We start from the raw sequence: 15,105 nt of genomic DNA on the forward strand, positions 1-15,105 counted from the left end.
CCGCCCTGCCCGCGCATCACGCGTGGCGCGGGTGCCTCCCGCCGGCCGGCGACCACGACGGGTCGCCGGCCGGGGGATCGCTCCTCGAGGAGCGTGCCGCCGGACCTAGCCGGCATTGTCGATCTCCTTGCGCGTGGCTTCCGCTGCGGCGTCTGCGCCCTCCTGCGCCGTGTCCTGCTCGAGGATGACCGCCTGGTACGCCTCGGTCCCGGCGAGCATGACCGTGGAGTAGAAGTCGGCCTGCGGCGGCGCGTAGCCGTACTGGATCGCGTCGACGAAGCCCGCGAGGTCGCCCTCGGCGCTCTGGATCTCGTCGAGCGCATCGGTCCGCATCGGGATCCGGCCGGTGCCGTCGGACCACGCGACCTGGTTCTCCTCGTCGAGGAGGAACTTCAGGTACTCGGCGGCCGCCTCCTTGTTCTCGCTGGTATCGCTCACGCTGTACCCGCCGAGGCCGAGGTTGGCAGCAGGCTCGTGGCCCTCGGCGTGCGGGATCGGGACGGCGGCCAGCTTGCCCTCGAGCTCGGGGTTCTGCGCGAGGATCGCACCGATGGCGTTCGAGCCGCTGACCATCATGCCCGTCGTGCCGCTGCCCATGAGGTTCACGGCCTCGGGGTAGGACGTCGAGAGGGTGCCCACGGGCGTGACCTCGTACTTGTTGACGAGGTCGCCGTAGAGCTGGAAGGCAGCAGCTCCCTCGGGCGAGTCGTAGCTCGTCGTCCAGCTGTCGCCGTCGGCCTCGAGCTCGACCGCACCGAACGACCGGAGGATCGGCAGGAAGCGGCCGGCGCCCGAGAGGTCGGCCGAACCGAGGAGGGCGACGCCCCAACGGTCCGTCTCGCCGTCGCCGTCGGTGTCCCCGGTGAGCTGCTGCGCGACGTCCACGAACTCGTCCCACGTCTCCGGCGGGGTGAGGCCTTCGTCCTCGAACCAGTCGGCACGGTAGATGAGCCCCGTCGGCACCCCGTACCAGGGGGCGAACGTCATCGAGCCGTCGACGGTCGCCTGATCGATCCCCTGCTGATCGAAGCCCGACACGAAGTCCTCCCCCAGCACCTCCGTCATGTCTGCCGGGGCACCGAGGTCGACCGCCTTGGCGGCGAACGCCGGGTCGTTGAAGAAGATGTCCGGCAGCGTGCCGCTGGACGCCATCGCGACGAGCTTCGGCTGGAGCTCGTTGGACGGCACACCGATGAACTCGATCGTGATGTCCGGGTGCTCCGCCATGAACTCGTCGGCGATCGACTGTTCGATGTCGCCTTCCGGGCTCTCGACGATCGTGCCGCTCAGCACTGTCACGGTGGTCGGTTCGCCGCTGTCGCCACCGTCGCCCGACGCGTCGGAGTCCGAGTCGCTGCTCGAGCAGGCGGCGAGTGCCGTTGCCGTGAGGAAGGTCGCCGCTGCTGCGGCAACGCGTCTGGTCGTCTTCATGGTGGGGGCCCCTCGTTCTAGGAGCGCGGCGCGCGCGCCCACGTCGTCGTGGTGATGTGCGTATGTTGCACACTGCTGTGCAACTAATCGCCAATCTAGTAAACCGGTTGTCCATGTGCAAGCCCCGAATTTCGGCGGCCGCGATATTGCTGCCTCCTCGGCGATGTGAGAAGGTGCGCACAAACCGCACACCCTGTGCATGGATCGCACATATCGACAGGAGCACGTCACATGACAGCCGCACCTCCGGGCGCCGAGACAGCTGGCCGAAGGTCAGAGGGACCGGTCCTGTGCGTCGGCGAGACCATGGCCCTCGTCGTCCCACGGGACGGTCAGTCGCTCCAGACCTCGGACGCGCTCGAGCTCGGGAACGCGGGCGCGGAGTCGAACGTGGCAATCTCCCTGGCGCGGCTCGGCACCGTCGGCAGCTGGGCCAGCAGGCTCGGTGACGACCCGCTCGGCCGTCGGGTCGTGGGGCAGGTCGAGGCTCTCGGCGCCACCGTCGACCTGGTCGAGCTCGACCCGACGGCCCCGACCGGCGTGATGTTCAAGGACCCCCGTCCCAACGGGTCCCCCGTGCACTACTACCGCGCAGGGTCCGCAGCGTCCCGCATGACCCCGGACTTCGCCACCGCCGTCCTTGCCACCGACCCCCGCTGGGTCCACACGAGCGGCGTGACGAGCGGACTCTCCCTCAGCTGCCGCCAGACCGTCACCGCGCTCCTCGACGGCGCGCGCGCGCACGGGATCGGCACCAGCTTCGACATCAACTACCGACCCGCGATCTGGCGGGACCTCGCCACGGCCGCGCGCGTGATCGCCGACGCGGCCTCCCGGGCGGAGGTGGTCCTGGTCGGCCTGGACGAGGCGGAGCGTCTCTGGGGGTGCACCACGGAAGAGGACGTGCGGCGCATCCTCCCGGGTGTGCCCACGATCGTCGTGAAGAACGGTGCGCAGGACGCCACGTCTCTGGGCAGGACGGGTCGAACGACCGTCCCCGCTCTCCCCGTCGACGTCGTCGAACCGGTCGGTGCCGGCGACGCCTTCGCCGCGGGGTACCTGCACGCTCATCTGCTCGGGCTCGAGGACGCGGCGAAGCTGCGCCTCGGCCACCTGATGGCGGGGATCGCGCTCCGTTCCCACTCCGACCAGGGCGAGCTACCGACGACCCCGGACGATCTCGTCGCGCGAGCGGTCTCGGGTGAGGATTGGCCAGCTACCGCGCGCACTGCGGAGCTGCGGCCGCCGCTGTGATGGGATTCCACCAGGCCGCGGCATCACGCGCGGCGGACAGCCGACTGCGAAAGGGCAACGCCGATGGGTAGTTCCGTAGACCGGGCCCTCGACATCCTGGAGCGGATCGGTGCGACCCCGCAACGTCCCGGCGAGCTCGGCGAGCAGCTGGGGGTCCACCGCTCGACGGTGCTCAGGATCCTGCAGACCCTCGAGGAGCGCGGGTTCGCTCGTCGGACGGCGGCGGGCGACTGGACCATCGGGTACGAGGTCGTCTCCCTCGGCCAGAGGGCGCTCGACTCCTCGACATCCGACAGGTCGCTCGGCCGCACATCGTCGAGCTCGCCGCCCGGATCGGCCAGACGGTCCACCTGGCGGGCCGCGACGACCATCGGGTCTTCTACATCGACAAGGTCGAGGGTGGTAGCGAGGTCCAGATGCGTTCACGGATCGGCGGCCGCGCGCTCCTCCACACCGCGGGTGTCGCGAAGGTCATCATGGCGTTCGCCCCGGAGTCGGCGCAGGATGCCGCGATCGCGGAGTGCGGGTTCGAGCGGTACACACCGACGACGATCACGAGCGCCGCCGACCTCGCGCGCGAGTGGGCGTTGATCCGTAATAAGGGCTGGGCGGTCGACGACCGGGAGCACGAGGACTGGATCAATTGCATCGCCGTCCCGATCTTCGATGCCCGCGGCGACGCCGTCGCAGGGTTGTCGGCGACCGCGGTACGGGCGATCACCTCTTTGGAGACGCTTCAGACGCACCTGCCGACGATCCTGGAGACCCGCGACGCGATCTCCCTCGAGCTGGGGTGGAGACCGACGCCGTCGACCGTCAGATCGTGATCCACCCGGCGGCGAGTCCCTGGACCCCAGCGACGGCGCCGACCACCACGAGCGCGAAGACGACCCGTTCGGTCGCGCTGAAGATCCTTCGCTGCTGCTCGCGACGGGTCATCACGAAGAGGATCGTGGCGGGCACGAAGACCACGCACGAGAGCAGGACGTACGTGAGACCTGCCGCCACGATGAGGCCGAGCGTGTAGATCACGGCGATGACCGCGATCACGAGATCGGTGCGGCGGACCGATCTCGATGCTCCCTCGTAGGTCTCGCCGGTGAGCCGCAGCCTGAGCGCATAGGCGGCGACGAACAGGAACGGGATGAGGGTGAGCCCGGCCGTCAGCTCGAGGGCGAAGTCGAGGGCGTCCGCCGAGAAGAGGGTGACGACGAGGACGACCTGCACCAGCGCCGTGGTGAGGAACATGGCGGGGACGGGGACGTCGCGGGCGTTGGCCCGGGCGAGGAACCTCGGCAGGTCGCGGTCCTTGGCGGCCGCGAAGAGGGTCTCGCCGGCCGCGATCGACAGGGCGATGTAGGCACCGACGACCGAGACGACCAGCCCGACGCTCACCAGCACGGCTCCCCAGCCGCCGACGGCGGCCTGGAGGATCCCGGCCATCGAGGGCTGGGCGAGCGCTGCGATCTCCGCGCGCGGCAGGATCCCGTAGGAGACGACGGTGACGGAGGCGAACACCGCGAGCACCCCGAGGAACCCGTAGACGGTGGCCCTGCCGACGTCCTTCCGAGTTCTCGCGTGACGGGAGAAGATGCTCGCCGCCTCCACCCCGAGGAACACGAAGACCGTCGCGAGCATCGTCCCGCGGATCTGGTCGCCGAACGCGCCGACGTCTGCCCCGTCCGCCCAGAGGTTGTCCACGAAGACCTGCGGGTCGAGCAGGACGGCGCAGATCACGAGGAAGACGAGGATCGGCACGATCTTCGCGGCGGTCACGACGCGGTTGAGGGAGGCCGCCTCCTTCATGCCACGCCGGATCAGGAGGTGGACGACCCAGAGCAGGACGGTCGACGCGACGATCGCCCATACGGTGTCGCCCTCCCCGAGCTCCGGGAAGACCTGGCCGAGCGTCGACATGATGAGGATCCAGAAGAAGGCGAGCGCAGCGCAGGCCCCCGCCCAGTACCCGACGGCCGAGAGGAATCCCGCGTACTCCCCGAACCCCGCCTTGGCATAGGCGTAGATGCCGGAGTCGAGCGCCGGCTTGCGCACCGCGAGCCGCTGGAAGACGAAGGCGAGCGTGAGCATCCCGAAGCCGGCGATCGCCCATGCGGACAGGGTCCCGACGACGCCGGTCTCCTCGGCGAAGAGCGCCGGGAGGTTGAAGACCCCACCGCCGACCATCGTGCCCACGACCATGGCGGTCAGGGTGACGACCCCGACCTTGGAGCTGACCGGCCGTGCGTCCTGCAGAGACATGAGGGTCCGCTCGTCGAGGGAGTTCGATGCGCTGTGCGCCCGCGAGAACAACTCTACAAACCAGGGCTTGTCCACCGGTTGAGTCCTCCGACTCAGCGGTCCGCTCGTGGTCCGAGCGTGAGCATCGCGACCGCGACGAGGACCCCCACCCGAGGAAGACGAACCACGCGAGGTCGCTCGCGGGGCCGCCCGAGCCGGCGAGCGTGTAGAGCAGGCCACCGACGCTGCTCCCGACGATGCCCCCGACCGCCTGCGCGAGACCGAGGACCCCGAAGTACGAGGCGATCGACCCGCCCTCGGCGAACTCGGAGACGACCGCGTTCATCACGGGCTGGGACAGCATCTGCCCGACCGTGAACATCAGCACCCCGACGACGAGGCCGGCGATCGTGCCCCACAGGCCCATGACGGCGATGCCGGAGCCGAGGGACACTGCGCCGAGCGCGAGGATCCCGCGCGGCGGGAGGTGACGGGACGCGAACCCGGTGAGCGGCAGCATGACGATCACCATGAAGATCGCCGCCGAGGTGTAGACGACACCGATCCCGGTGGGTCCGGGGAGGACGTCGGCCGCACGGACCGGGACGACGAGGTACAGCTGGGTGACCAGCAGCCAGAGCGACGAGGCGAGCACGCAGTACCGCAGGAACCGGCGGTCGCGCAGCGCCGCACCGAACTTGGCGCGCCCTGCACCCTCCGGGGCGAGGTCGGCGGGGAGACCCACGACCGTGACGACGAACGCCGTCAGGAAGAGGCCGGCAGCCCCGAACGCCACCCACCGGAAGTCCACACCGGCGAGCAGGCCGCCGATCATCGGGCCGATCACGAAGCCCACGTTGGAGAACAGCTCGCGCGTCGAGTAGACCCGCACGGGGTCGCGACCCTCGGCGAGCGCCGTGTACGCGGCATAGCTCGCGGGGTGGAAGAGCGCGCCACCGAACCCGGTGAGGATCGACCCGACCACCAGGACCGGCACCGTGGTCCCGGTCCCGAGGACCGCGAACCCGGCCGCGCGGATCAGGACTCCGGCGGAGATCGCCCGGCGGTAGCCGATGCGGTCCGCAGCAAACCCGGAGAGCGGCATCATCCCGTTCTGCGACGCCGAGCGGACGGCCGTCAGCACGCCGACGAGCGCGATGGTCAGGCCGAGGTCCTGCAGGAAGTGGTACGCGAGGAGCGGCACCAGCATGTAGAAGCCCACCGCCATGGTGAGCGTGTCCGCATACAGGACCCACAGTGCTCGGGACGGCGCGCGGCCGGCGCTCACCGCGCCCCGGGGTCGGCAGCTCCGGCCGGCCCGCCGCCCGACCCGCCTCCCGGACCGCCGGGCCCGCCCGCCGGGGACCAGGTCGCCTGCGCGACGTACACCGGGACGGAGAGCAGGACGAACGGCAGGATCGTGGGGAACAGCGCCGCCGTCGCGAGGAGCACGCCGCTGACGACGAGGACGAGCAGCGACCGCAGCGGCGCGAGCGCGACGATGCGCCCGGCCTCCTGGAACCAGGACCGCATGTCGGCGTCGGGCTGACGCGCGGCAGCGAGGGGCAGCGCGACGTAGGCGAGCGCGACGACGGTCGCCACGGGTATCGCCGCGGCCCCGAAGAGGATCGCAGCGCCCTCCTGCGGACCTCCGAGGCGCGTGACCAGGAAGATCGCGTCCGCGATCAGCACGAGCGTCGCCAGGCCGAGCACGATCCCGGCCTTCCACGTGCGCCGCCAGGTGGCCCGCAGCTCGCGCACCAGGTTGGTGACGACGGCCTCGTCACCCTCCTCGCGCCAGGCGGCGAACGACCGCCCCAGCGCGATCGTCGCCGGCAGGGCGGTGACCACGGGGAGGGCGACGACGAACGCGACGAGCCCGCCGAGCACGATGTTCGTCGGGAACATCAGCGCTCGCAGGGCAGCGGCCTCCCAGCCGCCGCCCGCTCGCCGGCCCGCCCCGCGCGCCCGAGGAGCCCTGCGAGCCATAGCCAGTCCTGTCACCGTGCGTCGTCTCGCCGGGCCCGGTCCGTCGTCCGGCCCGCGAACCCGTCTCCTGCGATGTCCGCTTCATCGTGCCCGACGACGGCCCCGGACTCGAGGTGGACCGTCGCCACCTCCGTCACGTCGCCGTGGTCGACGACGACCGTCACCAGGCCGTCGTCCTCCGAGACGGTGACGTCGGCGCCCACCGGGTCGTTCCACGGACGTGGCTCGAGAACCGTGACGAACCGGCCCGTCGTCGTCGGCTCGGTGCTGCGGCGCAGCGTGTGCTGGACCTTCTCGATCGCCAGGCTCGGCGTCGAGGACGTCGGGTTGGCGTGCACCGCCGTCGGGACGACCTCGGACTTCGGGGCGTCGTCGAGGGCGGAGACGAGGAGCGACCCGGTGCCCGCCTCGGCGATCCAGCGGGACTCGCCCGAGGCCCGGGAAGGGTTCTGCGTCTGCAGCAGGCACGTCCAGGTGCGCGGCTCGGACGCGCGCAGGTCGTCCACCAGCACGAGGACGCCGCGGGGCGTCATCACGAGGTGACGGCGGGCCCGGGTGACGCCGAGCGCCCGGTCGTACATCGCCGAGGTCTCGCTGACCGCGTGGACCCACCCGGCACCGACGGTGGTGGTGACCAGGTGCGCCTCGTACTCGTGGCCGAGGTTCTCGAACACGTGGTACCGATCCTCGTTGACGAACCCGTTGCCGTCGACGAGGACCGCGTTGTGGTGCTCCGTGCGCTTGCGGGACGAGTACCCCTCGTCGAGCGCCAGGTAGGCGCCGAAGCCGAGCAGGACGAACGTCCCCGAGTCGGGGTGGTGGTGGCCCGCGTTGAGCGTCGTCCACCCCGTCTCCTGCTTGATCCTGTGCGACGTCTCCCAGGCCTTGTGGCCCCCACCGGGTGACGCCTTGAACGAGACCATCGCTGCGTCGTCGTCCCACGAGGTGCGCCCGACGACGAGCCCGAGGTCGGTGAAGACCCGGCTCGTCGGGAGGCCCTGCGGTCCCTCCGACGGCGCGCTCGGGTCGAACCAGAGGAGCTCCTGGTACGCCTCGGCGCGCACGCCCGGGCGCACCCCGCTCTCGTAGGCCTCGCGCCAGAAGAACTCGTTCGCGACCTTGTCGGCGAGCCACTGGCACTGGGGGATCCGGTACTCGGCGGCGAGCTTGTAGTACATCGCCACGGGGTGCCCGCTGCGGCGGTCGTGGCAGTCCCCGTGGTCGATGATGCGCTCCATGTCCGGGGCGGCCTGGTAGAGCCGGTACCAGAAGGTGTTGCGCAGGTAGTCGCTCGTGGCGAACCAGTCGATGCCCTCCTCGGACTTGAGCACGTCGAGGTAGGTGACGAGCCACGGCACCCCGTAGCGCCAGTAGACGACGCCCTCGTTGTTCGAGCCGTCCTCGGGGAGCATGGAGAGCACGGTCTCGAAGTTGCCCTTCGCGCGCTCGGTCCACGCGCGGGCCGGCTCGTGCTCCTCGCGCAGCGCGTACCCGGCGGTGGCGAGCCCGGCGTAGCAGATCCAGTTGTGGTTCTGCCAGTACGACGACGACCACCAGTCGCCCTCGGAGTCGACGGCGAACTCGTACAGGCGGGTGCCCTGGAGCACGAGCTTGTCGCGCAGGGCGAGGCGCTCGTCGTCGGCGAGCGCGTCGCCGGCCCAGGAGTACGCGAGCGAGAGCCCGTGCAGGAGCCACCCGGCGTCGAGGTCGTGGTCGGGCATGTTCGCCTTGCCCCAGTGCGGGAACGACAGGGCCGGCGTCAGCCAGCGTCGCAGCTCGTCGAGGTAGTGCTGCTGGCCCGTCAGGCGGTACGCGAGCGCCAGGTTGGCGGACGCCGCACCGATGTACGTGATCGAGGCGAGCGGGTGCTCGGTCGGCAGCGCGATCGACGTGTAGCGCTCGCACTCGTCGACGAGGCGACGGAACTGCGGGCTGCGAACGTCGCGGATCTCCTCGCGCAGCACGTCTTCGCGGCCGGCAATGAGCAGGGGCTGTGTCACGGGGCAACCTCGATCGTCGTTTCGGGTCCCGAGTGGCTCGGGCCGGTGGTGGTCAGGTGGAAGGTCGTGGCGCCGTCGGGCTCGAACGTCACGTAGACGTCCGCGTCCCGCACGGCGGGTCCTGCTCCGGGTCCTGCTCCGAACAGGTAGAGGGAGGCGAAGGTGACGCGCTCGCCGTCGGCCACCCAGTCCGCGACCTGCTGCGGGGCTGCGGGGTCGTCGGACGGGCCGCGGCCCGAGGTCTGGACGACCGCAGCCGGGCCGGAGCCCGTCGGGGACGAGGCGACGTGCACACCGCGCAGGGTGGCCGCGCCGTCGGTCCATTCCGACTCCGCGCCCTGCGGGGTCGCGCGGACCCCGAAGGCGGTGGCGGGACGCAGGCCGAGCGAGACGCGGTGGGGCCGGTCGCCGACGACGGTCACGACGTCGGCCAGGTAGCCGGGTCCCAGGACGAGCGAGCGACGCAGCCGGACACCGGCGAAGGGTTCGGCCGACGCGACCACCCGGCCGGCGGCCGGGTCCCACACGTCGATGCTGCCCGTGGCCTCGCCCTGGTCGGCGCCGTCGACACGCACCGTCGGGTGCGCGACGGTCCGGGCGTAGTGTCCGCGGCGCAACGCCGACGCGTACGGCGGGACACCGGGGGCGGGCTGCCACGGGGCCGCGCCGTAGAGGTACACGGCGAGCTTGTCGAGGTGGCCGTGGGCGCCGCCGTGCGGGCCGGCGTCGAGCACGGCCTGGAAGGTGTCCTCGCCGTCCCGCAGGACGGCGTACCCGGCGTCGGCGAAGAGCACGCTGCCGCGGTCGGTGGCCGGGCCTCGCGGCACCTCGACGGGTTCACCGTCGAACCACGGCCCGATCGACGACTCGAGGCCGTCGTCTGCCGCGCCGACGCGTTCTCGGGCGAACCGCTCCACGGTGTCGAGGCCGGTCGGGGTCTGGAGCCCACGAGCGAGCCTGGCGATCTCCAGGACCTCGCGATGCATGGGGACGCGGCTGTACGGGCCGTCGTGCAGCGCCGGCAGCCGGCCGTCGGGGGCTGCGACCTGCGCGAGCACCCGGATCATCGCCGCGAGCCTGCGTCGCGCCGCAGCCGGGATCTCCTGCGGGCGCACGTCGCGCAGCGCGAGGAGGTAGGCCCGCAGGACGAACAGGTGGTAGTAGGCCGCGCCCTCCCACTCCCAGCCGTCGGGGTGCACGGCGAGCTCGATGTGGTCGAGGGTCCGCTCGACCCAACGGCCCGCGTGGGCGACACGACCGCAGCGGGTCAGCGCACGCGCCAGCAGCGCGCCTGCGGCGTTGAGCCAGGCGGTGTAGTTGTTGCGCTCGTCGCCGCGGTCGGTGACGAGGATCTCGCGGGAGTCGTCGATCGTCGTCAGCAGGCTCTCGAGCATCTCGACGACCTGCGGGTCGAGACCCTCCCCACCCAGGACGATGACGGCGTCCGCCACCTGCACGGCCCACTGGGCCTCGGTGAGGGCCTGGGCGAAGAGCCGGCCGCGCAACATCCACGACTCGCCCGCCTCGCTCCACCCGTCCGAGAGCGCCGCGTACACCTCGGCGTACTCCGCGAGCATGCGCTGGGCGCGCTCGCGGAGCTCGGCCCGGTCCTCGGCGCCGGTGCGTGCGTGCACCGACGCCCACGCGAGCCGTCGGATCTCCCGCGCGGCGCCCTGGTGCTCGTAGACGAGCCACGCGGCGTCCGCCTTGGGGCCGGCGATCTCGCACCCGCGGGGGCACAGGTGCCCCCGCGGGCCGGGCCCGGTCAGCTCCGAGCCGTGGGTCGGGCAGACGTAGTCGTGCCACCACCCGCCGGCGACGGTGGGGACCGTGATGTCGCGGTGGCCCGTCAGGAGATCGGTCATCGGAAGTTGAGACCACCGTTGATGTCGATGACCTGGCCGGTCACGTACGCGGCGGCGTCCGAGGCGAGGAACGTCGTCACTCCGGCGACGTCCTCGACCGCGCCCGCGCGACCGAGGGGGATGCCCTTGACGATGTTCGCCTGGGCCTCGGGGGGCGTGAACTTGTCGTGGAACGGCGTGTCACCGATGAACCCGGGCGCCAGCGCGTTGACGGTGACGCCATCGCCGGCGAGCTCCTTCGCGAGACCACGGGTGAGGCCGACGACCCTGCCTTCGCAGCGACGTAGGCGACCGACCCGGCTCCCCCACCGTTCTCCGCGGCCAGGGAGGCCAACGAGATGACCCGGCCGTGGTCGCTCGCGGTGAGGTGCGGCACCGCGGCGCGCGTCACGAAGAACGCGGTCGAGACGTTGACGCCCCAGACCTTCGCCCAGTGCTCGTCGGTCATCTCTGCCACGGTGGACCGGCCGACGAGGTTGCCCGCGTTGTTGACCAGGATGTCGAGCCCGCCGAGCGCCTCGACGGTCGAGGCGACGACGCTCGCAGCGGTCTGCGAGTCCATCAGGTCGCCCTGGACGGCCACGGCGCGGCGCCCGAGCTCCTCGATCTGTGCCACGACCTTCTCGGCCGGCGCGGCGCTGTTCGCGTAGTGGACCGCGACGTCGGCTCCCGCGCGGGCCAGGCCCAGCGCCAGCGCGGCGCCGATCCCGTGTCCCGCGCCGGTGACGAGTGCGACGCGTCCAGTCAGATCCTGCTGCATGATTCCTCTTTCTCTGGTGGTGCCGGGTGGGGCGCGCGGACGACCTACTTGATGCCCGACTGCGTGAACCCCTGGATGAAGTACTTCTGCGCGACGATGAAGAGCAGGACCATCGGGACGGTCGCGAGCGTCGTCCCGGCCATCAGGTAGTGCCACTTCGTTCCGTCGAGCTGCTGGAAGACCGCCAGCCCGACCTGGATGACGCGCAGGTCGTCGCTGGTCGTGACCAGGAGCGGCCACAGGAAGTTGTTCCAGCTCTCCTGGAAGGTCAGGAGCCCCACGGTCGCGATCGCCGGCTTGATCAGCGGCGTGTAGATCTGCGCGAAGATCCGGAACTCACCGAGCCCGTCGATGCGCGCCGCCTCCTCCAGCTCCTTGGGGAGCGAGAGGAAGAACTGCCGGAACAGGAAGATCGACGCCGCACTCAGGCCACCCGGGATCAGCAGGGCCCACCAGGTGTCGAGCCAGCCCGTGCCGCCCTGCCCGGTGATGTCGTTGCCGCCGAACAGCGGCATGAACTTCACGATGAGGAACTGCGGGACGATCTTCGTGTAGGTGGGGATCATCAGCATCGCGACGAGCGTGATGAAGACGATCTCCCGGCCGCGGAACCGGATGCGAGCGAGCGCGTAGCCCGCCATCGAACCGATCACCAGCGTGATGAGCGTGTGCCCGGTCGCGATGATGAAGCTGTTGCGGAAGTACAGGTGGAACGGGGCGGCGTCGAGCGCCTCCGCGTAGTTCGACCAGTGCCACTCCAGCGGGAAGAACGTCGGGGGTTCTGCGCGAGCTCGGCGGGCGACTTCACCGAGGTGAAGATCATCCAGACGAACGGGATGATCATCGTGAACGCGCCCACGAACAGCAGGACGTGCAGGATGATCTTGTTCCGTCGGCGGGCCGAGGGCATGTGGGACCGCTTGGGCGCCGGGCCGACGATCGCCTCGCGAGTCGCCTTGCCGGGACGGGAGTCTGTGAAGGACATCAGCTTTCCTCTCGGGTGGCACGCCGGCCGGCGAGCGTCATGACGAGCAGGAAGGCGAACAGCACGACGGACTGAGCGGCGGCCATACCCATGCGGAACTCCTGGAAGGCCGACCGGTAGACCTCGTAGGTCATCATCGTGGTCGCGTTGGCGGGTCCACCGTCGGTGAGCACGTAGATCTGGTCGAACACCTGGAAGGCGTTGATGATCGAGATCACGAGGACGAAGAACGTCGCGGGCTTGAGCATCGGGACCGTGATCGCGAAGAACTTGCGCACGGTGGAGGCGCCGTCGACCGAGGCGGCCTCGTAGAGGACTCGTCGACGTTCTGCAGGGCGGCGATGTAGATGAGCATCTTGATGCCGATGCCCTGCCACGCGCCGACGAGGATCACCGACCACAGCGCCCACTGCGGGTCGGCGAGCCAGACCTGACCGGGGATCCCGAACATGCCGAGGAAGGCGTTGAGCAGACCCTGCTGCGGGTTGAAGATCCACAGCCAGACCATCGCGATCGCGACGGTCGCCGTGACCTGCGGGAGGAAGAAGGCCGTGCGGTACCACTTCTGGAACCTGAGCCCCTGGTTCAGGGCGACCGCGATCACGAGCGCGATGCCCATGGAGACGGGCACGGTCCAGAACGTGTAGACGACCGTGTTCCACGTCGCCTTCCGGAACACCGGGTCCTGGGCGATCTCGACGAAGTTGTCGATGCCCACCCACGTCGGGGCGGAGAAGACGTTGTAGTTCGTGAAGGCAAGATAGAACGTCACCACGACCGGGATCGCGGTCCACAGCCCGATGTGCAGCAGCGACGGCAGCACCATCAGCCATCCGGTGCGGCGCAGCTTGCGGTCTGCGCGCGAGTACTTGCGGGCGCTGAGGTCCTGCTCCTGGCGTGAGAACGGGTTCGTCGTCACGGACGTGCCGGCAGGTGCGCTCTCGCCCGTCCTGTCACTGCCGCCGACTGACGACCCAGCTCCCGCGGGAATCTCGGTGCTTGTCATGGCTCCTACTTCGCTCTAGCGGTGTGCCCGGGCCGTCGCGGCCCGGGCACACCTGCGTGGTGAGGACTAGCGGTCGATTGCCGTCTGCACGAGGCCGGCGAGGTCGTCGAGCGCCTCCTGCGGCGTCTTCTGCTCGAGGAGGGCAGACTCGACGGCCGGCGCGAAGTCGCCACGGACCTCGAGCCACTCCGGCGGGCCACCCTCACGCTGCGCGACCTCGAGGTTCTCCATGGCGAACTGGACGAACCGGTTGGCCTCGACGTACTCGGAGTCCAGCAGCTCGGTGAGCGCCGGGACGTTGCCGCGCTGCTCGTTGGCCGCGAGCGCCGGGCCGGGGCTGGCCAGGAACTCGAGGAGGGCCTGCGCTGCCTCAGGGCTCTTGGAGGTCGCGGACCGGGTGGCGAGCGTGCCGCCGAAGAACATGCCCGGGGCCTCGCCCTGGATCACGAACGGCTCGAGCTTCTCGAGCATCTCCGGGGCGGCCTCGAGACCCTGGGTCCAGAGGTTGTTGTGCGCGATGCCCATGGCGGCGCGGCCGTTGAGCAGCGGGTTCACCGCCTCGTCGGGCGACGAGTAGCCGATGTCCTCGACCTCGTACTCGTTGACGAGGTCGGTCATGAGCTGGAGCGCCGAGACGCCCTCGGGCGAGTTGAACGCGGCCTCGGTGTAGTCGTCGTTGAAGAGCGAGGCGCCCGAGGAGAACATCATCGTCTCGAAGGCCTGACGAGCGTCGAGCGACAGCATGTCGAAGCCTGCGGTCTCGAGGGTGCCCTTGTCGTCACGGACCGTCGTGGCCTCGGCGATCTCGACGAGCTCGTCCCACGAGCTCGGCGGTGCGTCGTACCCGGCCTCGTTGAGCATGTCCATGTTCGCGACCCCGAAGCGGGTGTCGAGCATGATCGGCACGGCGTAGACGCCACCGTCCCAGGTCCCGGCGCCGGCGATCTCCTCGGTGTAGGTGTCGAGCAGCTTCTCCTCGGTGTAGCCGAGGTCGGACTGGTCGGCGAGCAGGCCGCGCTCGGCGAAGCCCTCGATCCAGCCGACGCCCATGAGCATGACGTCGGGGACGGCGCCGGAGACGGCTGCGGTGGTGAGCTTCTCGTTGAGGTTGCCGTAGGTCGTGTAGTCCACGGCGACCGTGACGTCGGGGTAGTCCTCGTAGAACTGCGGGAGCAGCTCGTCCTCGAGGAGCTTCTGGCCGGCGGTGCCCTCGAAGATCGGGGTGAGGAGCGTGATGTCGCCGCTGACGTCTGCCGGGTCGGCAGATGCAGCGTCATCGGTGCCGGAGGCGGAGTCCGCGCCCGAGCTGCAGGCCGTCAGGCCCACGGCGAGGACGGTCGCGGCGCTGAGCGCGCCGAGCGTCCGGGTGGATAGTCGATTCCTGATCATCGTTGATCCTTCGCAGGTAGTGCGGATGGCGACGGTGCCGAGTGCCCGTTCGGTGGGCGGTGCTTGCCGGTGTAACGATGCACCAAACTAGGCACAGATTCTCCGCACGTCAACACCCGATGTGGCGGCGTTGCCGAAACGTGACGTGGGATCAACGATTGTCGAACCGTTGCGCGCCGGGTAAGGTG

12 protein-coding genes and 3 pseudogenes are annotated in these 15,105 nt (G+C 70.3%); 3 read left to right on the forward strand and 12 right to left on the reverse strand.

Annotation, left to right across the window (positions count from 1 at the left end; genetic code table 11):
• Positions 1–105: 105 nt before the first annotated feature.
• Positions 106–1,431 carry an ABC transporter substrate-binding protein gene (locus tag QUE47_RS06150; RefSeq protein ID WP_286219029.1) on the reverse strand — a complete coding sequence of 442 codons (1,326 nt, stop codon included), beginning with the start codon at positions 1,429–1,431 and terminating at the stop codon, positions 106–108.
• 306 nt (positions 1,432–1,737) lie between these two features.
• On the opposite strand from QUE47_RS06150, the gene QUE47_RS06155 reads away from it, so the two are divergent.
• From QUE47_RS06155 to QUE47_RS06160, 3 genes and pseudogenes are all read left to right on the forward strand, one after another.
• The gene (locus QUE47_RS06155) at positions 1,738–2,685 is read left to right on the forward strand and encodes a sugar kinase (RefSeq protein WP_286219030.1); all 948 of its coding nucleotides are present in this window, start codon (positions 1,738–1,740) and stop codon (positions 2,683–2,685) included.
• 63 nt (positions 2,686–2,748) lie between these two features.
• Positions 2,749–2,907 (forward strand): annotated as a pseudogene (locus tag QUE47_RS17370) (helix-turn-helix domain-containing protein); the annotation flags it as partial.
• 110 nt (positions 2,908–3,017) lie between these two features.
• The gene (locus QUE47_RS06160; protein WP_434019756.1) at positions 3,018–3,512 is read left to right on the forward strand and encodes an IclR family transcriptional regulator; all 495 of its coding nucleotides are present in this window, start codon (positions 3,018–3,020) and stop codon (positions 3,510–3,512) included.
• Here the strand turns inward: QUE47_RS06160 and QUE47_RS06165 are convergent.
• From QUE47_RS06165 to QUE47_RS06220, 11 genes and pseudogenes are all read right to left on the reverse strand, one after another.
• On the reverse strand, positions 3,502–5,019 hold the full coding sequence (locus tag QUE47_RS06165) for a basic amino acid/polyamine antiporter (RefSeq protein ID WP_350227685.1): 1,518 nt from the start codon (positions 5,017–5,019) through the stop codon (positions 3,502–3,504). The genes QUE47_RS06160 and QUE47_RS06165 overlap by 11 nt on opposite strands.
• Before the next feature lie 214 nt (positions 5,020–5,233).
• Positions 5,234–6,151, reverse strand: a pseudogene (locus QUE47_RS16670) (MFS transporter); the annotation flags it as partial.
• Positions 6,152–6,207: 56 nt separating this feature from the next.
• Complete coding sequence (locus tag QUE47_RS06175) at positions 6,208–6,912, reverse strand: DUF624 domain-containing protein (RefSeq protein WP_286219033.1); 705 nt, start codon at positions 6,910–6,912, stop codon at positions 6,208–6,210.
• 11 nt (positions 6,913–6,923) lie between these two features.
• Positions 6,924–8,912 carry a DUF4962 domain-containing protein gene (locus QUE47_RS06180; protein ID WP_286219034.1) on the reverse strand — a complete coding sequence of 663 codons (1,989 nt, stop codon included), beginning with the start codon at positions 8,910–8,912 and terminating at the stop codon, positions 6,924–6,926.
• The gene (locus QUE47_RS06185) at positions 8,909–10,777 is read right to left on the reverse strand and encodes a heparinase II/III domain-containing protein (protein WP_286219035.1); all 1,869 of its coding nucleotides are present in this window, start codon (positions 10,775–10,777) and stop codon (positions 8,909–8,911) included. The genes QUE47_RS06180 and QUE47_RS06185 overlap by 4 nt, the downstream gene beginning before the upstream one ends.
• Positions 10,774–11,537: pseudogene (locus tag QUE47_RS16675) on the reverse strand (SDR family oxidoreductase). Before QUE47_RS16675 ends, QUE47_RS06185 begins: the two are co-directional and overlap by 4 nt.
• Positions 11,538–11,581: 44 nt before the next feature.
• The gene (locus tag QUE47_RS06200) at positions 11,582–12,190 is read right to left on the reverse strand and encodes a carbohydrate ABC transporter permease (protein ID WP_286219036.1); all 609 of its coding nucleotides are present in this window, start codon (positions 12,188–12,190) and stop codon (positions 11,582–11,584) included.
• Positions 12,187–12,522: a hypothetical protein gene (locus tag QUE47_RS06205; protein WP_286219037.1), complete on the reverse strand. Its 336-nt coding sequence runs from the start codon at positions 12,520–12,522 to the stop codon at positions 12,187–12,189. The genes QUE47_RS06200 and QUE47_RS06205 overlap by 4 nt, the downstream gene beginning before the upstream one ends.
• Positions 12,522–12,800, reverse strand: coding sequence for a carbohydrate ABC transporter permease (locus QUE47_RS06210; protein ID WP_286219038.1), 279 nt, complete (start codon positions 12,798–12,800; stop codon positions 12,522–12,524). Before QUE47_RS06210 ends, QUE47_RS06205 begins: the two co-directional genes overlap by 1 nt.
• A complete protein-coding gene (locus QUE47_RS06215; RefSeq protein ID WP_286219039.1) occupies positions 12,737–13,441 on the reverse strand; it encodes a carbohydrate ABC transporter permease in 705 nt (234 codons plus the stop codon). The genes QUE47_RS06210 and QUE47_RS06215 overlap by 64 nt, the downstream gene beginning before the upstream one ends.
• Before the next feature lie 153 nt (positions 13,442–13,594).
• Entirely contained in the window at positions 13,595–14,917 is a 1,323-nt protein-coding gene (locus QUE47_RS06220) for an extracellular solute-binding protein (protein WP_286219040.1), read from the reverse strand.
• Positions 14,918–15,105 lie beyond the last annotated feature (188 nt).

It is taken from the genome of Paraoerskovia sediminicola, from assembly GCF_030296575.1.
GTDB lineage: Bacteria > Actinomycetota > Actinomycetes > Actinomycetales > Cellulomonadaceae > Paraoerskovia > Paraoerskovia sediminicola.

Bases quoted from the DNA above. Each gene is read 5' to 3' on its own strand.
- QUE47_RS06155 (WP_286219030.1), top strand. From the start codon at position 1,738: ATGGCCCTCGTCGTCCCACGGGACGGTCAGTCGCTCCAGACCTCGGAC.
- QUE47_RS06150 (WP_286219029.1), bottom strand. From the start codon at position 1,431: ATGAAGACGACCAGACGCGTTGCCGCAGCAGCGGCGACCTTCCTCACG.
- QUE47_RS06220 (WP_286219040.1), bottom strand. From the start codon at position 14,917: ATGATCAGGAATCGACTATCCACCCGGACGCTCGGCGCGCTCAGCGCC.
- QUE47_RS06185 (WP_286219035.1), bottom strand. From the start codon at position 10,777: ATGACCGATCTCCTGACGGGCCACCGCGACATCACGGTCCCCACCGTC.
- QUE47_RS06205 (WP_286219037.1), bottom strand. From the start codon at position 12,522: ATGTCCTTCACAGACTCCCGTCCCGGCAAGGCGACTCGCGAGGCGATC.
- QUE47_RS06175 (WP_286219033.1), bottom strand. From the start codon at position 6,912: ATGGCTCGCAGGGCTCCTCGGGCGCGCGGGGCGGGCCGGCGAGCGGGC.